General features: G+C 49.3%; 16 protein-coding genes and 1 pseudogene. 1 reads left to right on the top strand and 16 read right to left on the bottom strand.

Going from position 1 to position 20744, the window contains the following annotated elements:
* The 14 genes and pseudogenes from fliI to HLG76_RS06780 form a co-directional block, all read right to left on the bottom strand.
* Positions 1-1320: a flagellar protein export ATPase FliI gene (gene fliI, locus HLG76_RS06845; RefSeq protein WP_077669116.1), complete on the bottom strand. Its 1320-nt coding sequence runs from the start codon at positions 1318-1320 to the stop codon at positions 1-3.
* Positions 1317-2297 (bottom strand): flagellar assembly protein FliH, encoded by a 981-nt coding sequence (locus tag HLG76_RS06840; RefSeq protein ID WP_175993342.1) that lies wholly within the window; start codon positions 2295-2297, stop codon positions 1317-1319. The genes fliI and HLG76_RS06840 overlap by 4 nt, the downstream gene beginning before the upstream one ends.
* 29 nt (positions 2298-2326) lie before the next feature.
* A complete protein-coding gene (gene fliG, locus HLG76_RS06835) occupies positions 2327-3379 on the bottom strand; it encodes a flagellar motor switch protein FliG (protein ID WP_021023058.1) in 1053 nt (350 codons plus the stop codon).
* Complete coding sequence (fliF, locus tag HLG76_RS06830; protein WP_175993341.1) at positions 3369-5144, bottom strand: flagellar basal-body MS-ring/collar protein FliF; 1776 nt, start codon at positions 5142-5144, stop codon at positions 3369-3371. The genes fliG and fliF overlap by 11 nt, the downstream gene beginning before the upstream one ends.
* Before the next feature lie 15 nt (positions 5145-5159).
* Positions 5160-5470: pseudogene (fliE, locus tag HLG76_RS06825) on the bottom strand (flagellar hook-basal body complex protein FliE).
* Positions 5471-5580: 110 nt separating this feature from the next.
* Positions 5581-6993 carry a sigma-54 dependent transcriptional regulator gene (locus HLG76_RS06820; protein WP_077660434.1) on the bottom strand — a complete coding sequence of 471 codons (1413 nt, stop codon included), beginning with the start codon at positions 6991-6993 and terminating at the stop codon, positions 5581-5583.
* Positions 6990-8039 carry a PAS domain-containing sensor histidine kinase gene (locus tag HLG76_RS06815; RefSeq protein ID WP_021023054.1) on the bottom strand — a complete coding sequence of 350 codons (1050 nt, stop codon included), beginning with the start codon at positions 8037-8039 and terminating at the stop codon, positions 6990-6992. Before HLG76_RS06815 ends, HLG76_RS06820 begins: the two co-directional genes overlap by 4 nt.
* A 138-nt stretch (positions 8040-8177) precedes the next feature.
* Positions 8178-9662, bottom strand: a complete 1485-nt coding sequence (locus tag HLG76_RS06810) for a sigma-54 dependent transcriptional regulator (RefSeq protein WP_077460303.1) — start codon at positions 9660-9662, stop codon at positions 8178-8180.
* A gap of 163 nt (positions 9663-9825) precedes the next feature.
* Positions 9826-10230, bottom strand: coding sequence for a flagellar export chaperone FliS (gene fliS, locus HLG76_RS06805; protein ID WP_021023052.1), 405 nt, complete (start codon positions 10228-10230; stop codon positions 9826-9828).
* Positions 10231-10242: 12 nt separating this feature from the next.
* Positions 10243-10545 (bottom strand): hypothetical protein, encoded by a 303-nt coding sequence (locus HLG76_RS06800; RefSeq protein WP_021023051.1) that lies wholly within the window; start codon positions 10543-10545, stop codon positions 10243-10245.
* Between the two features lie 2 nt (positions 10546-10547).
* Entirely contained in the window at positions 10548-11906 is a 1359-nt protein-coding gene (gene fliD / locus HLG76_RS06795) for a flagellar filament capping protein FliD (RefSeq protein WP_175993339.1), read from the bottom strand.
* A gap of 18 nt (positions 11907-11924) precedes the next feature.
* Positions 11925-12353, bottom strand: a complete 429-nt coding sequence (locus tag HLG76_RS06790; RefSeq protein ID WP_175993338.1) for a flagellar protein FlaG — start codon at positions 12351-12353, stop codon at positions 11925-11927.
* A gap of 55 nt (positions 12354-12408) precedes the next feature.
* The gene (locus tag HLG76_RS06785) at positions 12409-13533 is read right to left on the bottom strand and encodes a flagellin (RefSeq protein WP_175993337.1); all 1125 of its coding nucleotides are present in this window, start codon (positions 13531-13533) and stop codon (positions 12409-12411) included.
* A gap of 263 nt (positions 13534-13796) precedes the next feature.
* Positions 13797-14939, bottom strand: coding sequence for a flagellin (locus tag HLG76_RS06780; RefSeq protein ID WP_175993336.1), 1143 nt, complete (start codon positions 14937-14939; stop codon positions 13797-13799).
* A gap of 470 nt (positions 14940-15409) precedes the next feature.
* Between HLG76_RS06780 and HLG76_RS06775 the strand changes: the two genes are divergently transcribed.
* Positions 15410-16357 (top strand): lipopolysaccharide assembly protein LapB, encoded by a 948-nt coding sequence (locus HLG76_RS06775; RefSeq protein ID WP_175993335.1) that lies wholly within the window; start codon positions 15410-15412, stop codon positions 16355-16357.
* 1259 nt (positions 16358-17616) lie between these two features.
* On the opposite strand, the gene flgL is transcribed toward HLG76_RS06775, so the two are convergent.
* Both flgL and flgK read right to left on the bottom strand, forming a co-directional pair.
* The gene (gene flgL, locus HLG76_RS06770; RefSeq protein ID WP_175993334.1) at positions 17617-18810 is read right to left on the bottom strand and encodes a flagellar hook-associated protein FlgL; all 1194 of its coding nucleotides are present in this window, start codon (positions 18808-18810) and stop codon (positions 17617-17619) included.
* Between the two features lie 12 nt (positions 18811-18822).
* Positions 18823-20700 carry a flagellar hook-associated protein FlgK gene (gene flgK / locus HLG76_RS06765; protein ID WP_175993333.1) on the bottom strand — a complete coding sequence of 626 codons (1878 nt, stop codon included), beginning with the start codon at positions 20698-20700 and terminating at the stop codon, positions 18823-18825.
* Positions 20701-20744 lie beyond the last annotated feature (44 nt).

Below are 20744 nucleotides of genomic sequence, written 5' to 3'. Positions count from 1 at the left end.
TTATCCTTGCAAGGTTGAGCGCAACATATTGACGCACATATCGAAAGGGACCACCTCTTTCATCCCTTGTTGCAAATAATTATCCAGTTTTGGCTTCAGGTGAAAGGCTTGGTCCACGGCTGCATCACTGCCTGGCTTGTACGCGCCAATTGAGACCAAGTCTTGGTTTTTGCGGCAAACGGACAACACTTGCCGCACCGCTTTCGACATCAAGATTTGCTCGTCACTGGTAATATTCGGCATCACACGGCTTACCGACCGTTCGACATCAATCGCCGGATAATGCCCGCCATCCGCCAATTCGCGAGATAACACGATGTGACCATCAAGAATGGCACGTGCAGCGTCGGCAATTGGATCTTGTAAGTCATCACCTTCGGTCAATACAGTAAAAAATGCCGTGATCGAGCCCTGCCCGACAGCACCATTTCCTGCACGCTCGACTAATGAGGGTAAACGGGCAAATACCGAGGGTGGGTAGCCTTTGGTCGCGGGAGGTTCACCCACGGATAATGCGATCTCACGTTGTGCCTGAGCGAAACGTGTTAATGAGTCCATCAGCAAAAGGACATCCAACCCAAGATCGCGAAAATACTCAGCGATCGTCAGTGCCGTTTGACAGCCTTTTAAACGCACGAGCGGCGATGAATCAGCAGGGGCGGCGATAACGACGGCACGGGCCCGGCCCTCTTCCCCTAAGATATCATCGATAAATTCTTTTACTTCTCGGCCACGTTCGCCAATCAGCCCCACAACCACAACTTGTGCCGTGGTGCCACGTGTCATCATCCCAAGCGTTACGGATTTACCCACACCAGAGCCGGCAAACAACCCAATTCGCTGCCCTTTACCGACAGTAAGCAGACCGTTAATCGCTTTAATCCCCACATCGAGGGGTTCTCTAATTGGCTGTCTCGCTAATGGGTTGATGGGAGTACCTTCTAAACTGGCCTGCTTATCAGTGTAGATATCCCCTTTACCATCCAGTGGGTTTCCCATACCGTCGATAACACGGCCAAGAAGCTCCATGCCTACGGAAAGTTGGCTACGTTCAGATAAAGGCGTCACGCGTGCGCCCGGGAGTACTCCAGAGACTTGTTCATTTGGCATCAAGTACAACAACTCTCCGGCAAACCCCACCACTTCCGCTTCGATGGTTCCATTTAAGGTCTCGACCGCACAAACAGAACCGATGGGCGCCCGGCAGCCGATCGCTTCGAGCGTTAAGCCGACCATTCGTACCAATTTGCCGGATGCCACGGGTTTTGGCGCAAGGTTATCTAATTGACACCGCTTTAAGCGCTCAGCCAGCTGACTCATGACGACACGCCGTCATCATCGCTGGATGAGGAGGATGAAGCATGAGGTTTTGCTTGCGCTTGCTCTTGTGCCGCTACGTCTGACGACGGTTGCGCCGACGACTTCAGCGTATCGGCTTCAGTATTGGACGTATTAACACTGGGATCGTCAGCGCCAGACGTGGAAGACTGGGATGGCACTGATTGCCGTGACTGGTTTTTCCCTTGAAACTCGCGGAGCAACGCGTCCACCCGTTCACTGTATTGATAATCAACCACAGAATCTTTCGATTTCACATGTACATCACCACGCGCTAACGCGGGCTCTGATTGTAACGTCCAATCCCGTGAGGCTAACATGGCGTCGTCGTAGGCTTCGGTGACCACGGCATAATCATCAGGATGTAACGCGGCTGTGACGGGATGATCCGCCACGGGGAGTGCAGCTATCGATGCGCGTAATGTCTGTAAAATGACCTGCGGATTGGTTTCTAACTCCACGCCGGTCAGCGACTTAGTCAATGCTTGGACCATTACCAAAAGCTGCTGTTCGACGTCTATATCAAGCTTCTCCAATGGATGACTGAGCTGATTAAGAATGGTGTCAAGATGCTGACAGCGCGTCTCAATTAATGCTTTTCCCTCTTCAACACCCTGCTCATACCCTGCCTTTTTGCCTTCTTCGAACCCTTTTTCGTGCCCTTCTTCTAGGCCACCCTCTAGCCCTTCTTGATGCCCGAGTTGTTTGCCTTCTTCATAGCCTTCGTCATAACCTTGTTGCCGAATCGCTTCTAGGGCATCGGCCGTTAATGGCTCTGGGGACGGCTCACTTTCTTCAACGTCAGTATCCGCTTCTGGCTCCCAGCTCGGATCATAATTGAGCGCAGTATCTTTGGGCAGATTATCTCGATCGCCATAAGGCGGCAGTGTCCAACGATCGATCGTTTCGGCGTCAGCTTCGTTGGCACGAATATAGCCACGGCGTTTATCTAAACTCATCGACAACCTCTACGCGAAAGAAAAGCAACTTATACAAACTCATCACCGCCGCCACCAGTGAGCATCAGCTCACCGGCATCGGCAAGGCGACGCGCAACGGAAAGGATTTCTTTTTGTGCCCCTTCAACATCGGAGACACGAATTGGCCCCATGGCTTCGATATCATCTTGCAGCATTTCGGCCGCACGTTTAGACATGTTGCGATAGATTTTCTCGCGTAAATTATCTTCCGCTCCCTTAAGTGCTTTTTGCAGCACTTCTTGCGGCACATCGCGCAATAGGGTCTGTATACCGCGGTCATCCACATCAATTAAGTTGTCAAAGACAAACATCAAGTCTTGGATTTGTGATGCCATCTCTTCGTCCTGATCACGAATGGAGTCCATTAAGACACCTTCTACACTGTTGTCCATGTAGTTCATGATTTCGGCAGCCGCTTTTAAGCCACCAATTTTGGCGGCTTGAGCACCCGCTTGGCCAGCAAACTGCTTCTCCATGATTTCGTTTAGTTCGTGTAATGCCGCTGGCTGGACTTCTTCTAAGTTGGCGATCCGCATCATCAGATCGAGCCGGTCACGCTCAACAAACTGGGAGAGAATTTCTGCTGAATGTTCAGGATCTAAGTATGACAGCACGATAGTTTGAATCTGCGGGTGCTCGTTGATGATGATGCTGGCGACTTGACGCGGATCCATCCATTTGAGTGAGTCTAAGCCTTTGGAGCCACTGCCAAGCAAGATTTGGTCAACCAAGTTATTAGCTTTGTCTTCACCCAGCGCCGCCACCAGTGCGTTACGCACGAAGTCTTCGCTTCCCATCCCAATCGATGTGTATTTTTGGATTTCTTCCAAAAACGCACGATGCACCGCCGCGACCTTGTCCGAGTTAAGATCGGTCATTGATGTCATCGCCGAACCGACTCGCTGCACTTGTTTAGGTTCGAGGTGTCGAATGATACTTGCTGCATCTTGCTCACTTAAACTTAACAGTAAGATGGCGGCTTTCTCTATCCCACTTAAAGAGCTGATATCGAAACTTGAGCCGGCTTGCTCTTCACCCGTGTTTGCGACTTCATTTGCCATCTTCGGTCACCCAGTTTTTTACCGCTTGTGCGGCCAAGTCTGGCTCATTGGCGACCAGCGCTCGGACCGCTTTTAGCAAGTCTTCGTCTTTATGTAAGTTTGGCAGCTCAACATCTGACGCTGACATGGCAAAATTACTCGAGCCATCGAGCTCTGAACCAATCAAGCCAACGTCATCGCCATCTGGGGTAATGGGTAGGCCATCCGGACCCAAGATTTCGCCATTAGGCCCGACAGTATTGCCATCTTCGTCGATATTGGGGTACAACAGCTTTTTCATCGCTGGGCGGACCAACACCACAATAATCACGATAATGACTAAAGCAGCCGCCAACCAGCGTACCCAATCATTAAAGTTTGGATGATCCCAGATAGCAACATCTTGTTCGGCAGCTTGCTCAGGTTCAACAAATGGTACGGCGATCACTTCAAGCACATCACCGCGCTGCTCACTAAAACCTACCCCGCCCATTAATAAGCGGCGGATTTTTGCCAGTTCATCATCCGTTAAAGGCTCTTTAACCACATCACCGGTGTCCGGATCGACACTTTGCTTAAAATTCACCGCCACTGAAACAGTTTGGCGGTCGATCACGCCTGATTGCGCGCGCCGATGACGAATTGTCGTATCTAATTCAAAATTACGCGTCGCTTCTCGACTGACCGAACCATTTCCGCCTGCGCCATTTTTTAAATCTCGCACATCCTCTGGAATAGAGGCGTCTGCTGGTGGTTGATTGCTTAATGCCCCAGGGATACCAGCCACACGGTCGGAGCCGTTATAATCTTCACGTGTGTACTCACTGCGCGTCGCTGGCGTATTGGGGTTATATTGCCGTTGCGTTTCTTCCAACGAGCTAAAATCCAGGGCAACATCGACTTGAGAGGTATAATTCCCTAAGCCCAAAACAGGGATGAGAATGGAATCAATTTTTTCCCGTAACTGGCGCTCTTGTTTACGTTCTAATTCGTACTCTTTGCGCCGCGCCGCCGACGCTGGATCTTCACTGCCTGAGTTGAGCAAACGTCCATGCTGGTCGGTGACGGTTACGCGCGTGGGTTTCAGAGAAGGCACTGCGGAGGCCACCATATCAACAATCGAGTCGACTTCTTCCTGGCCTAGGGTATTACGCCCGCCAAGGGTCAAAAAGACCGTTGCGGACGCTTCTTGATTGTGACGCACAAAAACACTCTGTTTAGGCAGCGCCAACAGTACTCTTGCTTTTCGCACTTGACGCACTTCTTCGATCGCTGCCGCCAGTTGACGTTCACGACTCAGTTTTAAGCGTTCTGTTTCAAGCTTTTGCGATACACCAAAGCCCATATCATTGAGCAAAATATCGTCGCCCTCTGCCGTGGCTGTATTTAAGCCCGCTCGGGTGAGCCCAAGACGAATGGACGAGTAATCGCTAGAGGGAACGCGGATGGTGTTTCCATCGAGTTGATAATCGACTTTGCTTTGATCTAGGTGATCGAGAACCGGAATAAGCTCTTCCGTTTCGTACGTACCCAGTGGCCGCATCTCTGGCTCTTGTACCCAGAAAAAAAGCATCATGATCAGGGCCACGCAGATCGCGACCGCGAGCACCAAGATCAGTTGACGCACCATGTCGAGATCGCCAAATATCGAATTTGACGACGCCGATTGTTCGAGTGCATCCGGATCTTGCGCGCTTTGCTCCGCGTCTAGCGTTGCATCGGTCGATGGTAATGCTGCTGCACCATCTGACACCGCGAGATCGGTATTTTGATTCTCTTCAGCCACTGATTAATTCCTACATTAAACAGGCATGTTCATTAATTCTTTATACGCTTCAACCAGTTTGTTGCGCGTTTGTACTGTTGCGTCAAAGGCCACACTGGATTTGTTCCGAGCGATCATGACATCCGATAAGCTCACATTACGATCGCCTTCATCAAACCGGGTGGCGAGTTCACCGGATGTTTTTTGCAGTCCATTGACATGATTAATGGCACTGGAGAGCATATCGCCAAACTCTTGGCTAACTTGCTGTCCCGTGGCAGGCTGAGACACATTTTCGCGGCTACCGCCATGGCTTGCATTTCTTGCGTCAGGGCATTGGCTTTCATCGTCGATCCTTCCTGTGTCAATTTTTTGTCAAATGAGTCAGATTTCTATCAGATATCTGTGTGTTTGCAACTTTGAGACCACTTTAGCAAAAAGCCGCAACACCGCGCGATTATTGGGGAATATCGATGCCAGCATCACGCATTTTGGCTAATTTGTAGCGTAAGGTTCTCGGGCTAATCCCAAGGCGTTCTGCAACATCTTTGCGGCGTCCTTCACAAGCGCGGATCGTTTCTAAAATAATAGAAAATTCCTGATCGCGTAACTCATTGCCCAATCCTACGCCATTGGGAGGCTGCTCAACATGCTCAGTGGCCGTTGGAGGAGAAGCCGGAGCTTGTGCTTGGTGGTTAAAGCGCGTATTCATTACTTGATTTTGTAAGCTAGACGCATCTTGCCAATCTTGCCCCTCCAGTAGAATATCAGAGGCTTGAATGTGCGACTGCGTGGCCAAGATTAATGCGCGTTGCATAACGTTATCGAGCTCTCTGACATTACCAGGCCACGGGTACGCGAGCAGTTTCTGTTCGGCATCTGGATGCAAACTTGGGCAAGGTAAGCCTTGTTTTTGGCAGTGGCGTGACAGTAAATAATGCGCCAGTGGAATAATATCGCCGAGCCGATCACTGAGCGCCGGCCAAGTGATGGGAAAGACATTCAAGCGATAGTAAAGATCTTCTCGAAAGTGGCCTTGCGCTACGTATTCTTTTAAGTCGCGGTTACTGGTGGCAAGCACCCGCAAATCAAGCTGGATACTTTTTCGTCCACCTAAACGCTCAACCTCACGCTCTTGCAACACGCGTAGTAATTTCGCTTGCAACCCAAGCTCCATCTCACTGATTTCATCCAGTAAAATGGTTCCGCCTTGTGCCTGTTCAAACTTGCCCGGGCAAGCCTGAACCGCGCCAGTAAAGGCCCCTTTTTCGTAGCCAAATAACGTGGCTTCTAACATGTTTTCTGGAATCGCGGCACAGTTAATGGCGACAAAAGCGGCATTGGCACGTGCTGAATGATCGTGAATATAACGCGCCATGACTTCTTTTCCTGAGCCTGACGGCCCTAAGATCATCACATTCGCATCGGTATTTGCTACTTTGTCTGCCAACGCCAGTAAGGCGACGCTTTTTGGATCTTCAGCAATCGCATCGGAGTCATCGGTTTTGACAGGGGCATAGCGGCTCACCATATTTAACAGCACTTCGGGGGCAAACGGTTTGGCCATGTAATCGATCGCGCCCTCTTTCATCGCCGCCACGGCATCTTCGATGTTGGCATAGGCCGTCATCAGCAAAACCGGTAAATTCGGCATGTGTGTTTTAATCGAGCGCAAAAGTGCAAGGCCATCCATTCCTGCCATTTGCACGTCAGAGACGACAATATCAATGGCCTCTGATTTCAGGGTCACTAAGGCTTGCTCGGCACTGTCCGCTTCTCGCCAGTGATACCCTGCCAGCGCCAGTGTATCGACAAGCGCTTCGCGCAACCCTTCATCATCTTCCACGATTAGCACGGTTGTTTGGCTCATTGTGTTTCTCCTACGCTCTCACCATGATCTGCCACCGCCCCTTTGGCAAGCGGCAAACACAATGTAAAACAGGCCCCTTTTTCAGGCTCAGATTGTAAGGTGAGCTTGCCATCATGGGCATGACACACCATTTGCACAACGGCGAGGCCAAGACCTGTCCCCTGTTGTCGCGTGGTAAAAAAAGGCTCAAGGACTTTGGCATGTAACTCCGGCGCGATGCCTGGCCCGTTATCCGCCACCGAAAGTAAAAGGTTATCGCCCTGCAGCCGTGAATCGACAACGACTTGGCAGCCTTTGCCCGCCACCTGGACAGCATTAATCACAAGATTACTTAAGGCACTGGCTAACGCATTGGGGTTGCCCAACACCTTTACACTTTCGTCGTCACTGTTAATTGCAAAATCAACATCGTGTCCTTGAACGACCGCATCCACCATGGGCTCAAATTCATTAAATAGCTGTTCGACACTGAATACCTTGACCACGTTATTGTCGCCGCCTTTGGCAAATAGCAACATGTCATTGACTTGCTTTTCCAGATCATGCAAACGGTCTAACAACTTGAATTGAAAACGCTGCCTGGTCGCATTATTCAGGTTTGGGGCACCTAGGTTGGACGCATACAAAATGGCACTCGATAGTGGCGTACGCACCTGATGCGCTAATGATGCCACCATTTTACCTAACGATGATAAGCGTTGTAGATCACTGACACGCGATTGCAATAAACGGGTTTCGGTCATATCGGTAATTAAAATGAGCTGCCCCGAATCGGACGCTGAGATGGCCAGCTTTACTCGCCGACCATCTTTTAGTGATACCTCGTGCCCATCATCGTCACGTGGGGAAAAAGCCCGTTGTATCACCTCAAACCAACGCTGCTGAGTCAATGGCTCACCCAGTAGTCGATGCGCCTCTGGATTGGCTTCAGCAACACGTCCATTGGCGTCCAGCAAGATAACCCCCGCAGGCATAACATCCAGAACTTGCTTATATCGAGTAACTTGTTGATCCACTGATCCAAGTGGCGACGATTGGGTTTCCATTTAAGCAATACACATTTCAATCAAGGTTTTACTCATTTAAGCAGGGATTATGCCATAAAAATAGCCAATAATATCAGCTTCTTGAAGACAAAAAAGCGAAGTCATTTTTTTGACTCCGCTTTTTGACACATTACCGATTTATATTAACTCTTCTTTGTTGAGTCCGTACTTACGCATTTTTTCCACCAAGGTGGTTCGCCGCATACTCAACATGTCCGCGGCTCTGGCGACGACGCCTGACTGCGCCTCAAGTGCCTGCTTGATCAGATCAACTTCTACCTCAGCCAGGGTCTCTTTAAGATTAACGCCCTCGGGAGGCAAACTAGTAAAACCTGGACTGTCAGAAAAGCCTGGCATCTCATCGTCAAACGCGGGAATATCTGGCTCACAAAACATCGCAGTGAGTGCCTCTCGCTCTGCCATTTCGGTGTCTTCTACCGAATACGCTTCTGGCTGAAATTCAGGAATATCACTGTAGCGATATTTCGCGGGAAGGTGATTTACATCCACCATTTGCCCCGGATATAAAATCACCAAGCGTTCGATAAGGTTGGCCAATTCACGCACGTTCCCTGGCCACTGATGTTCCATTAGCGAATTAATCGCTCGCGGTGAAATATGAATACGTCCATTTCCTTCACCATCTAGACGAGACATCAGTTCGTGGATAAGCAAGGGAATATCGTCAATACGATCTCGCAATGCAGGCATCTCAATCGGGAATACGTTGAGTCGGTAATAGAGATCTTCGCGAAATTCGCCTTCTTGGATCATCGTTTCCAGTGTGCGGTGAGTGGCAGCAACCACTCTAACATTGGCGCGAATACTTTTATTTCCTCCCACTCGCTCAAACGTACGCTCTTGAAGGACGCGTAACAACTTCACTTGCATTGGCATCGGCATATCGCCGATTTCATCCAAAAAGAGCGTTCCACCCTCCGCAAGTTCAAAACGTCCTTTGCGTGCTGAAATTGCGCCGGTAAAAGCCCCTTTTTCATGGCCAAAGAGTTCACTTTCGAGGAGCTCTCCGGGAATCGCACCACAGTTCACCGGCACAAAAGGACCGGTCGCGCGTGAGGATGAATGATGAATATGGCGTGCAACCACTTCTTTACCGGTGCCAGACTCACCTAAAATCAACACACTTGCCTCGGTTGAAGCAACCTGATCAATTAAATGACGAACCTGTTCAATCACATCGCTCTTGCCAACCATATTATGAAAGGCGGTGTTGTCACCTGCGAGTTGTGGAATACTAAACGCTTGTTTTCCAGCAAACTCACGGCAATGGTGTAAGGCGTCAAACAATTGTGGATAATTTAACGGTAAGCCCAGTTCGCCGACATAATTAGGCAACCCGGAAAGTTCACGATCATGACGTCGAATCGCAATCACTGGAACATGGTGATAGGTTGCAAGCTGGTCAAGCACTTTCTCTAACAGCGATGTCGAGCGGACGTGACCAAGAAAACATGCGCCCCAGTTTTGCTCCCAGAGTGCATCACTGACATCTGTGGTCGAGTGAAGCGCGTAACGCTCGCCGATAAAATCGAGTATCACGCCGAGATCGTGACGAAACTGGTCATCGTCATCGATAACAAGGATCTTTGCTAAATCTTGCATGTGTGAGATACGTCTGCCCTGATAACTTATTATTATTGTGCCGCTCGTAAGCAACAACAATCTCAATTTTAATCAAGACATTGTAATAGAGAACGCGCATAAGGCAACCGGAGACACAGTAAACCTGTGACTCCAGTGCCATGTCCGTCTTTTGGTAGGCGGTTTAACTGGTCGCTTGGGTCATATTATGGTATTCAGAGGGAATCTGGTCCCAAGCTGATTTTATCTCTCGCAATAGCTCAATCACATCGTCAATGGGTTCTGGCGTATTGTCTAAGTTGGCGGCACTGACTTGTCGAATCATAAAGTCATAAATGGCATCCAAATTATCCGCGATATCACCGCCCTCATCCATAGATAAACAAGCCCGTAGATTGATAATAATATCCAATGCCTTACCTAGGCGCTCACCTTTGACGGATAAATCGCCTTGTGCCATCGCCGCCTTGCCTTGAATTAAACGCTCAATAGCCCCGGCCATCAGCATCTGGATAACCTTATGAGGCGACGCGGCGCTTAACTGACTGTCAACCGAGACCTTCTTATAGGCCTGTAGTGAGCCTCTCATAGTCTTCCTCACCTATTGAAATTTCTTATACAGCTGCACAGACTGCTTCCCCTTGCGCTGCTGTAACAAGCGCTTGGCAGATTCTGCTTTGTGCTCTTCGAGCGTATCAATGAGCGTTTTTGTTCTTGCCAACGCCTCGGACCATTGTGGATGACTCGGCGCCTGTGTTGACGCTGCAATCTTATCGAGCAGCGTTTTTCTATCATGCAATTGTTGAGCCAGCTTTTCTGGATCAATATCACTTAAGGTTAAGTGCTGAGCAATGTCTGCATCCATTACCTCTAACGTGACGAGCCAATCCGCAATCTCTGTCATGGCTAACCTGGCATGATGTTTTGCATTGCTTGCAATTGAGAACGCATTTGACTCGTTGCTTCTTCCATCGCAGAAAAGCGCTGCATGGTTCGTGACTCTAAGCTTTCCATGCGTCTATCTAACTCACGCTGATCATCACGTAATCTCAGCTTTTGCTCTGAAAGCGTGCTTTCACGGTTACTGATCGCTCCACCCGCGCCGGTGAACCCATTGACCACCTGCTCTAATTGACGCGCAAAGCCATCATTGCCACCGAAAAAACCTTCTAAAGCGTTAAAGTTTTGACGCAGCTGGCGGTCTAACACTTTATTGTCGATTTCTAAACGGCCATCCATGGTGGTCGTCACCCCAAGTTCACTCAATGTTTTCATCCCTTCAGGCGCTTTCTCTATCGGGGATGAAAATAAGTTACGTAACCGACTGGTCGCCGTACGTATCACACTTTCACCCGCCAACGGACCGCCTTGTTGCGTCTCGGGATCATATTGGCTAACGGCTTGAGAGACACGGAAGAACGCATTGTAGTTATCAACAAAAGACGTAATCGTTGATCGTACCGATTCTCGGTCATGCTCTACCGCCAGTGAAAGTGGCTTATCACTGGTTTGGTCAACTTCTAACGAGACACCCTCGATAGCATTATCAAATGTATTGGTTGTACTGGACACCGAGGCGATACCATCAATCAGTATCTTGGCATCTTGTGCTGCCTGCATTTGCGTCATGCCATTATTAGTTTGTCCAGCTTGAAACCCTAACTGGTGGAGTGCACTGCCTATCTGAGCATCAACATTCACTTCGATTCGATTCGCTTCCCCGGTTTTATTACCGTTTAGCACCATACGTGTGCCACTATCGTCTTGGATAAGCGACGCCTGGATCCCGGGGTTTTTAGGATCGTTGTTAATCGCCCGCACAACGTCAGCCAAGCTGTCTTTGCCTTGTGGTACATCGATCACACTGGTGCGATTACCCATGGTGATCGTAAGTTTACCCGTACCCAACGATGCATCAGGATCGACGCCTGGCGAGACAAGCTTATGAGCCCCCGCAAGTTGCTGTACATCAATCTGATAACGTCCAGGGATGGCGTCCGGTGTTGCCGTAGCACCGAGCGCGTCGGGGTTGCTCACCGATGTGGTTCTCGCCGAAAAACCTTCGTTACGACGAAAATCATACATCTGGGTTTTAAGTGTCGCGAGAGAATCTTTTAAGCGACCAAACGCACTAATGTCGGTTTCAACGTCATTAGTGCGTTTGATAATCCGCTCTTGCTTGGGTGCACGTTCAGCATCCACGATTTTAGTGACCATGGCATTAATATCCATGCCACCGCCCATGCCTGCTGCTTTTACACTCATAACGACTCTCTCACCTCGTTACACCTTCTCTGTGACCAGCCCTCGCGCGTGTTGCGACAATTGCTTAGCAAGCTCTAACATTTCTTTTTCTGGAATTTGACGGATGATATCACCGCTGTTCATTTCATACACGGTGACAATGCTACGTCCTGTGTCTTCATCCAGTCGGAATGCGAGCCCTTTGTTAAAGTCAGACATAAACTCATCTAGCCGGGCGACCAGCTTTTCAAGCTGTTGTCGTTGTAGCTGACGGTTTTCTTCAATGCGCTGCGACTGTTCAACACGCCGTTGCTGCATTGATTCTCGCGCTTCTCGACGTTCAGCTTGCTGATGCTGATTCACCGGATCAGACTGCGTTTTTCCAACTCTTACATCTTTTGCAATCTTTGTGCCATCAGAGGATTTTGAGTGCAGCAGGGATGAATTGGAAACGGATGAAATGTCCATTGCTATTCACCTCCAAAAACGTAGCGGCGGCGATTAGGCCGCCGCTCGTGAATGGTTAACCGAGCAAGCTCAGTGCCGCTTGTGGTGCCTGCTTGGCTTGCGCCAAAATCGAGGTACCAGACTGCTGCAGAATTTGCGATTTGGTCAAGTTCGTTGTTTCTTTCGCGAAATCAACATCACGGATTCGGCTGTTAGAGGCCGATACGTTTTCATTGACGTTATCCAAGTTCGCAATTGTATGGCTCAAACGGTTTTGCTTCGCACCCAATTCAGCACGGTGAGAGTCGATAAATTGCATCGCATTATCGATCATACCGACCGCTTTTTGTGCGCCACCCATAGACGAAACATCCACATCTTTGATGGTTTCATCCACTTTGGTTCCCATGGATAGCGACGTAGCCAGCGCCCCTGAGAAGGTTGCATCCGAACCTGCCCCAGTGACAATTTGCAGCTCACCGTCTTCCGTCACCGATGCACTGAGTTTATCGTCAGCCTGACCATTAATGTAGGTGGCGATTTCTTCAATGTCATCACCGCCTTTCGCCGTTACATTGATGGATGTTGATGTGCCATCCGCATTGGTGATATTGATTGCCATGGTTGCACCGGCAGTAGCTGTCCATCCGGCTGATTTTGCGTTAGCCGCCGTAAAGCTAGCGCCACCCATTTCACTGTGGTCAGCACGGATGTTTTTGAACTCCATCATCACCGCTTCACCAGCATCAGCACCCACTTGGAACGAACGCGTACCAAATGTGCCGTTGAGAAGCTTGGCACCACCGAACGAGGTGGTTTCTGCGATACGGTTTAACTCGTCTTTCAGCGCGACCACTTCTTCTTGAATTGCGCTACGTTCAGAGTCACCGTTTGCACCGTTAGCGGATTGCAGTGACAAGTCACGCATACGTTGCAAAATGTTGCTTGACTCTTCCATCGCCCCTTCAGCGGTTTGCGCCATTGAGATACCGTCATTGGCATTTCGAACAGCCACACCCAAGCCACTGCTTTGTGCCATCAAGCGGTTAGAAATCTGAAGACCTGCCGCATCATCTTTGGCACTGTTGATACGAGAGCCGGATGACAAACGCTCCATTGAGTTGTTCAGCGCATCGGTTGAATTATTCAAAAATCGCTGAGCTGTCATCGCAGGGACGTTAGTGTTAACAGTAATAGCCATAACTATTCTCCTTAGGTTCTAGGTCCGGCTTCGCCCAGCTGACCAGGGAAAACCAGTGTAAAATTGTTCACAACCCATGTAGCGGCGCACGTTGAGAAAGCTTTAGCTTTTTTGTTGTGCGTGTCGGTATTAATACCGATGCCGTATGGCGCTATGAAGGTTAACGCCCAAAGGAGAGATATCTTTAGTGGGATTTTAATAAAAATTGGCATAAAAAAAGCGGCAACCGCTTGCCGCTTTTTTTTACCTGTAAAAACGAGAGGTTATTGCAGAAGGTTCAATGCTGCTTGCGGCATCTGTTTGGCCTGAGCCAGCATCGAGGTACCCGCCTGCTGTAGGATTTGACCTTTGGTCATGGCCGTCGTTTCACGCGCAAAGTCTGTGTCTCGAATACGACTGTTTGAAGCCGACACATTTTCCTGGATATTCGACAAGTTGCTAATGGTGTGGCTGAGTCGATTTTGCTTCGCGCCCAAATCCGCCCGCTGACTGTCGATATAACGCATCGCCGAATCGACAACGCCAACAGCCATTTGAGCACCACCGACATCGGACACATCGAGGTCTGCCGCTGTCACTAAGTCACCGTTACCCGAAACCATGCCCAGAGAGGCGGCGAGTCCACCACTAAAATTGACGGCACCTGCGACTTTATTCTCTTCAATAAAGATTTGCAGCTGTCCTTCCTCGTCAACGGACGCGGTGAGCATTTCATCTGACTGACCGTTGATATAGCTTGCCAGCTCTTCCACATCATCGCCTGCTTTCGCGCCGATACTTAAGCTGACGTTTTCACCCTCTTTAGTGGTAAATTGCAGCTGTAATGTCGAGGCTGCACCATCCACTTCCCAGCCAGCTGATTTGGGTTGACTACCGACAAATTCTACGCCACCCATGCGGAAATCATCTGCACGAATGCTCGAGAGTCCCATAATGATCGCTTCACCGGCGTCAGCACCAATTTGGAACGAGGCTTCACCAAACGAACCATTCAGTAATCGACGTCCACCAAAGGCTGTCGTTTCTGCAATTCGGTTCAGCTCATCTTTCAGTGCCTCAACCTCTTCTTGGATAGCCACACGTTCAGATTTACCATTGGCACCGTTAGCAGATTGCAAGGAAAGGTCCCGCATACGCTGCAAAATATTGGTAGACTCTTGCATAGCCCCTTCGGCAGTCTGGGCAATCGAGATACCATCATTGGCGTTCCGCATTGCCACATCAAGCCCTCGAGTTTGGGCCACTAATCGGTTAGATATCTGCAAACCCGCCGCGTCGTCTTTAGCACTGTTGATTCGGCTACCTGACGACAGACGTTCCATTGAATTGTTCAACTCATCGGTCGCTTTATTCAGGTAACGCTGCGCAGTCATCGCAGACACGTTGGTGTTAACTGTTACACCCATTTTGCTCTCCTTTGACTTTCGCTTGCTTTGCGAAACAGCCTACCCGCGACGTGTTGCACTGTGTAATGGCGGTGCTGCGGGAACAGCTTGTTAATCAGTTTTAGTCTCAGCCCGTTCAAAAACTGGCCGCTTGGTTGATTAAATACAATATATGTGCCAACTTTTTAAAATCTATACAAATCAGCATCTTACTAGATTTTTGTTGTATAATAGAGCGCAATAATGACAGCGAAATCTGCCGATTTTCTGTACCAGCGGCAATATAGCGGCAACGCCTCGCCTTCGGTTGCCGGCATGACCGGTCTATCGCTTGTCGATGTACGCTTGCAAATAGGCGGCCAACTCCGGTAACGACTGAGCTAGAAGGCATATTTTTTGCAGATATTTTTTGCAGATAGATAACACTCATCATCCCACCAGCGTCTTGACACTAAGTCGAGGCAATCATAAATAACAGGACGAAGTCACTGATGACGCAAGAAAACGACGGTCAAACGAATATGACGCTGGATGACGCGTTCCAGCTCGGTATTCGCCTCTATCAAGACGGCAATAAAGTCGATGCACGGCAAGTTTTTGAACAGATACTGAGCCAGGCGCCAGATACCGTTCCCGTGCGGCAGGTTCTCGCCGTATTAGATGCGGAACAAGGGCAATATCGCCAAGCGATGACACATCTTGAACATGCCCTTGCGCTCGCGCCTGATGATCACTCTCTGTTGTTCGACAAAGCGCAACTGCTCACCCAGCAAGGCCACAACAAAGCGGCCTTAGACATTGTCGACGCTTTGTTTGCCGCCGCTCCCACCAACCAAGATATCCTTAGTTTACGTGAACAATTAACCGCAAAACTTGGCTTGCAAGGTGAGAGCCGTCGTACACATGCTTTGCGTGATGAATTGCATCAAATTAAAAATCAAGGTCTGGCTGAGGAAATCAACAAAACCATGGCGTTGGCCGCTAATTTGATGAAGGATGGCCACACGGCACAAAGCGAACAACTTTATCAAACGATACTAACGCTTGAGCCCGACTACCCTCCTGCATTGATGGCGTTGGCTCAGCATGCGCTTGATGAACAAGAATACGGTAAGGCCCAGCAGCTCTTATTACGCGGTAATGACAAAGCGCAATCTCATCAAGTGTGGCAACTGCTTTTGGTAAGAGCAGAGTCAGGGCTCGGTGCGTATACAAGCGCTCGCCAACGCTGCTTGCAAGCCCATAAGCAAACTCAAGATCCAGCCTTTTGCACCAACTGTTGGTGGTGTATCTCAAGGAAGCCAATTGGTTGGAAGCGAGTAAACTGGCCAAGCAATGTTTGCGTGATGACCCCGAGCGCGGAGAATTACACTATGCCTATGCCCGTGCTACCTTCGAGCGACTCAAGCAACATCATCAGTTTACGCAAGATAAATTGACCGATTGCTACCAGATCCACGAGAAGGCTCTCGTTCATGTCAGCGATAAACAAGCGAATACCTTAAATGCACAATTAGGCGAGCTCGATTGGTATATGGGGAATATCGAACAAGCCCAACATCGCCTAGAAACGTTATTAGCGGCGCAACCCGATGATCATGCGCTGCGGTTTAACCTTGCCTTTGTCTATCGTACCCAAATGGCGTGGGATAAGTTTTACTCGGCGAATGAAGCAGGACTTGATTGCGGCCGTCGACTCAAATACCACGGTGATTTACCCCGTTGGGATTTGTCGCGACCACAAACCGATGCCGTACTCATTATGCCTGAGCAAGGTGTCGGGGATGAACTCGCCTATTTTCATAACGTGGCAATGGTGGTTGAGCGTGCTCGAAAAGTGTACGTTGGCTGCGATCCGCGTCTAGAGCCCTTACTGAGTCAAGCATTTCCAAGTACAGAAATTGTGCCGATTTCTCGCAAAGATGGAAAAGATATTTTCGTCCCTGAGCATGTTCTCGCTGACATTGATAGTTGGGTGGCCGGTGGATCACTGGCAGGGTTGTGCTATCACCACTTTGACCGTCATCTTTATCAGCAAACCTATATTGTTCCTGATGTCGCACCCCATGCGCCTTGGATAGCACCGTTAGCTAAATTGCATCAGAAAGGGCCTGTGTTTGGGCTATGCTGGCGCAGTGGTCTTGCGGCTGCCACCCGTAACATTCACTACTTGGTGGCTGAAGAATTAGCAGGCTGGATAAAAGCCGTTCGCCAGCTTTGTCCTAACGCCCAGTTTGTCAATTTACAATATGGTGAGTGTGAAAAAGAGCTGAGTAAAATCAAAAAACAAACGGGCGTTGAGATCGTGTCACTGCCGGGATTAGATCTTAAAAATGATTTTATGGGGACCGCGCATGCGATCAAACAGCTCTCGGGGGTATTTACTGCGGGGACAGCGGTGCATCGGCTGACGGTTGCCGTCGGCACACCTTGCTATGTGTTTTTTGCCGGCCATAAAGAGAGCGATATACAAACGCCAGAGTCGATGCCAGGCTACGCAGAGTATGCGTTTAGTTATCCGCCAATGATCAAAGACAAACAGCCACTGCTTGATGCGATAGCACGCCGTATGGTTGACGATCTCGGTCGGTAAAAAGAGGGAGAATCAGCCTCCACCAATAAAAACGGGGCCGCTGAGACGGCCCCGTTTTTTATTCATCCCTGATACTTTGCGGTAACCTAAGGCTTCAACCTTGGGTTAGATATAATTAAACAACGAAAGATCTTTAGTCTTAGCAAAGGCCTGCTGGGACGCTTGCAGTGCCAGCATATCTTCGTTCATATCAATGGCGGCTTGGGTATAATCTAAATCTTCCATGGTACCCAAAGAGCGATTCAACACTAATTTAAAATCTTTATGCATGCTTTCTTGTCGATCGAGCGTGGTCAACCGCGTTCCCACTTCTGAGCGTGCTTTGTTCAAGTGTTTAAAGGCGGCTGAAAACTGCTCAGTGACTTGATGGAGCTCTGCCGTTGCCGAGGCATCATCGATATCCGCATACGATAAAGCCGCACCATTTTTAAACGCATCGAAGATATTGAAGCTATCTTGTCTTTCTAAGTTGATAGTATCACCCGGTTCCATCTCGCCTTCAAAGGTCATTTTGAGCGTGTTCCACTCAATGCCGGTTTGCGGATCGTAAAGGCCAGCACTGACTTCGGTGCCATCTTGCATCAGAGAGTACGTGGTACCGCCACTAGCATTCACATCAAACGACACCGAATAGTTGGCCGTATCAGCATCATTGCTATTTTCCGCGTTTGCCAGCAACAGCAGAGATCCATCTTCAAGATCGTATTCCGGTTGATAATCGCCAAAAGGGTTATCAATTTCCATAAACATCTTATCGCCGGGATCGGAGGTTGGCACTTCTACTGCAGGCGCTACTTGTGCCGTACGAAAGTAACTGTCGCCGGCATAACGGACATTGCCTTGGGTATCACGATAAAAAGGCTGGGTACTGGTTTGGGTGCCGGAGAACAAGAAGTTGCCTGACTCGTCCTTGGTGTTCACCAAGTCCATAAAGTTATCAAACATTCCTTGCAGATCTTGGCGGTGCGCAGTGCGGTCTTCCACCGATAACGAACCATTAATCATCGCCATCACTTTACGCTTGGCGCCATCCATGATTTGCTCTGATTCATCAATAGCGATCTCTTCACGTGTTTGACGATTTCTCGCCAAGGTGATCGAATCAATAAACTGATCAATCTGCTCATCTTGCTGGCGAAAGTTCTGAATATAGATTGATGAGACGGGATCATCGCCGGATGTGATCACACGTTTTCCGGTCGCCATTTGCTCCTGATTATCTTGCACCTTTACATTTTGGCGCATAATGTCGTTGGAGACAGATTGGTAATTATGAAAACTAGCAATACGACTAATCATACTGATCGACCCTTATCGCGTTGCATTGAGCAGAGAATCAAAGGTTTCATTGGCCGCAGTCATGATGCGTGACGCCGCCATATAAGCGCGTTGAAACTTCATCATATTCGCCGCCTCTTCATCAAGGTTAACCCCAGACACTTGGGCGACACGTCCTTCTGCCGCATCATGTTCAACCATACTCACATCCTGCAAACGCTCATACGACGCTTTTTGCACCCCTAAATCGGTACTCAGCCCTTCATAGACATCAAGCACGGTGGAGCGGCCATTATCCATCAACTTTTGCGTTTGCAACTCTTGCATGCGAATTAAGTTACTGTTGTCGCCATCCGCCGGAATCAAGCTTACGGCCAAGACATCGTCAGGCACCGCTTTATCATTAAGATCAATCACGGTCCCATTCACGTCTATCGGCCCACCGGGTGGATAAGCTTGAGGCGCAACCAAGATTTGTCCTTTGGTGTCTGTCACCGCAAATTGGCTGCCATCCGGTGAGATTCGAACTTGAAATTCTTTTTGTCCGCCACTTTGCAGTACACGGACGTCGCCCTCTCCTTTACTCACCGAGCTACCACTGATATAGCTTTGTGCGGCAATATCAGCAGGATCTTCCATCGCCACCCGCATTTGCCCTGCCGCTGACCGCGCCGGGCGAATTAATACTCGCTCATTGGCCGCCAATCCTGCATCAATTTGAACACGCATTCCGTCCACATTGAAGCTGGGAGGCGTACCACTAGGGGTAACGGCGGCTTGTTTGCCGTCTGGGGCGGTCAGCGTATATTGTGTGCCATCGAACTTAAGTTGATAGTCACCCGGTTTAAGCTTCTGCAAATCATCGATATAAACTTTAAGGTCCGCAGTGGATTCACCGTTTTGAACCACGCGAGAACGGGCGATGCGATCACTGTTAAAATCGGTAAAGATATTTTTGCCCACTTCACCATTAAGATCGAAGCCTTGTCCCTGCAAATCATTCAACGCCTGAGAAAACCCAATCGACATTCGGCCTAACTCGTCACGCGCTTGGCTGAGTGTGTCATCACGGTACTCAAATAATGCACCGAGTTTACCGCGAATATCGCTATTCGAAATGGCTTTCACACTCTTACCTTCAACGAGGGCTAAACGACGCTCTTGATGATCCGGCTCACCCGGCAAGGTAGTTAACTCACTGCTATTCATCCCGGATACCAGCATATGGCCACTGCCAATGATGACATTGAAAAGACCATCTTCGCGTGCATTCACGCTTACCTGGGTGTACTCAGACAGCTCTCGGATCAATTTGTCATGACGGTCCAATAGATCATTAGCTTCGGCGGGGGTTTTAAGTATTGCCTTATGCACATCCACCAGCTCTTGGCCGATGTCGTTCATTCGCTTTACCGTGGCATCAATTTGTGACGAGGTATCAATTGATTGCTGCTGTAACACGCCATAGACGTCGTTCATACCGGCAGCGACCATTCGCGCTTTTTCGAGCACGACTTTTCGCGCCCCCATATCACTGGGGCTATCAGTTAACCCTTTAACCGCGCCATAGAATTCATTCATGTTTTCAGGAATTTTTTTGGCTGAATGCGCCATCATATCGTCGAGTCGACCGAGTTGATCGTTGCGCGCGGCGGCGTGAGACAAGTTCGAGGTCGCCACATTCAGTTCATTAACCGCGAACTTATCATAGTTACGGCGTACCGCAGCAGCGTGAACACCGGTACCGTAATTGTTGCCACCCCAAAATTGCGGATCATTGGTTTGTTGCTCAACGGATTGACGGCTATACCCTTCCGTATTCACGTTAGAGATATTGTGACCTGTTGTATTCAGCTGTCGCTGCGCAGTCAGTACGCCTTGCGATCCAAGGGAAAGCAGGTCCAAGCCCATTGTGCCTCCAAGTAACCCGGCAATTAAAACGAGATAATGAAAGT

Source organism: Salinivibrio sp. EAGSL (assembly GCF_013366455.1).
Lineage (GTDB): Bacteria > Pseudomonadota > Gammaproteobacteria > Enterobacterales > Vibrionaceae > Salinivibrio > Salinivibrio costicola.
The sequence above is the reverse complement of the archived record's forward strand: the minus strand, read 5'-3'. Positions and strand labels throughout refer to the sequence as shown.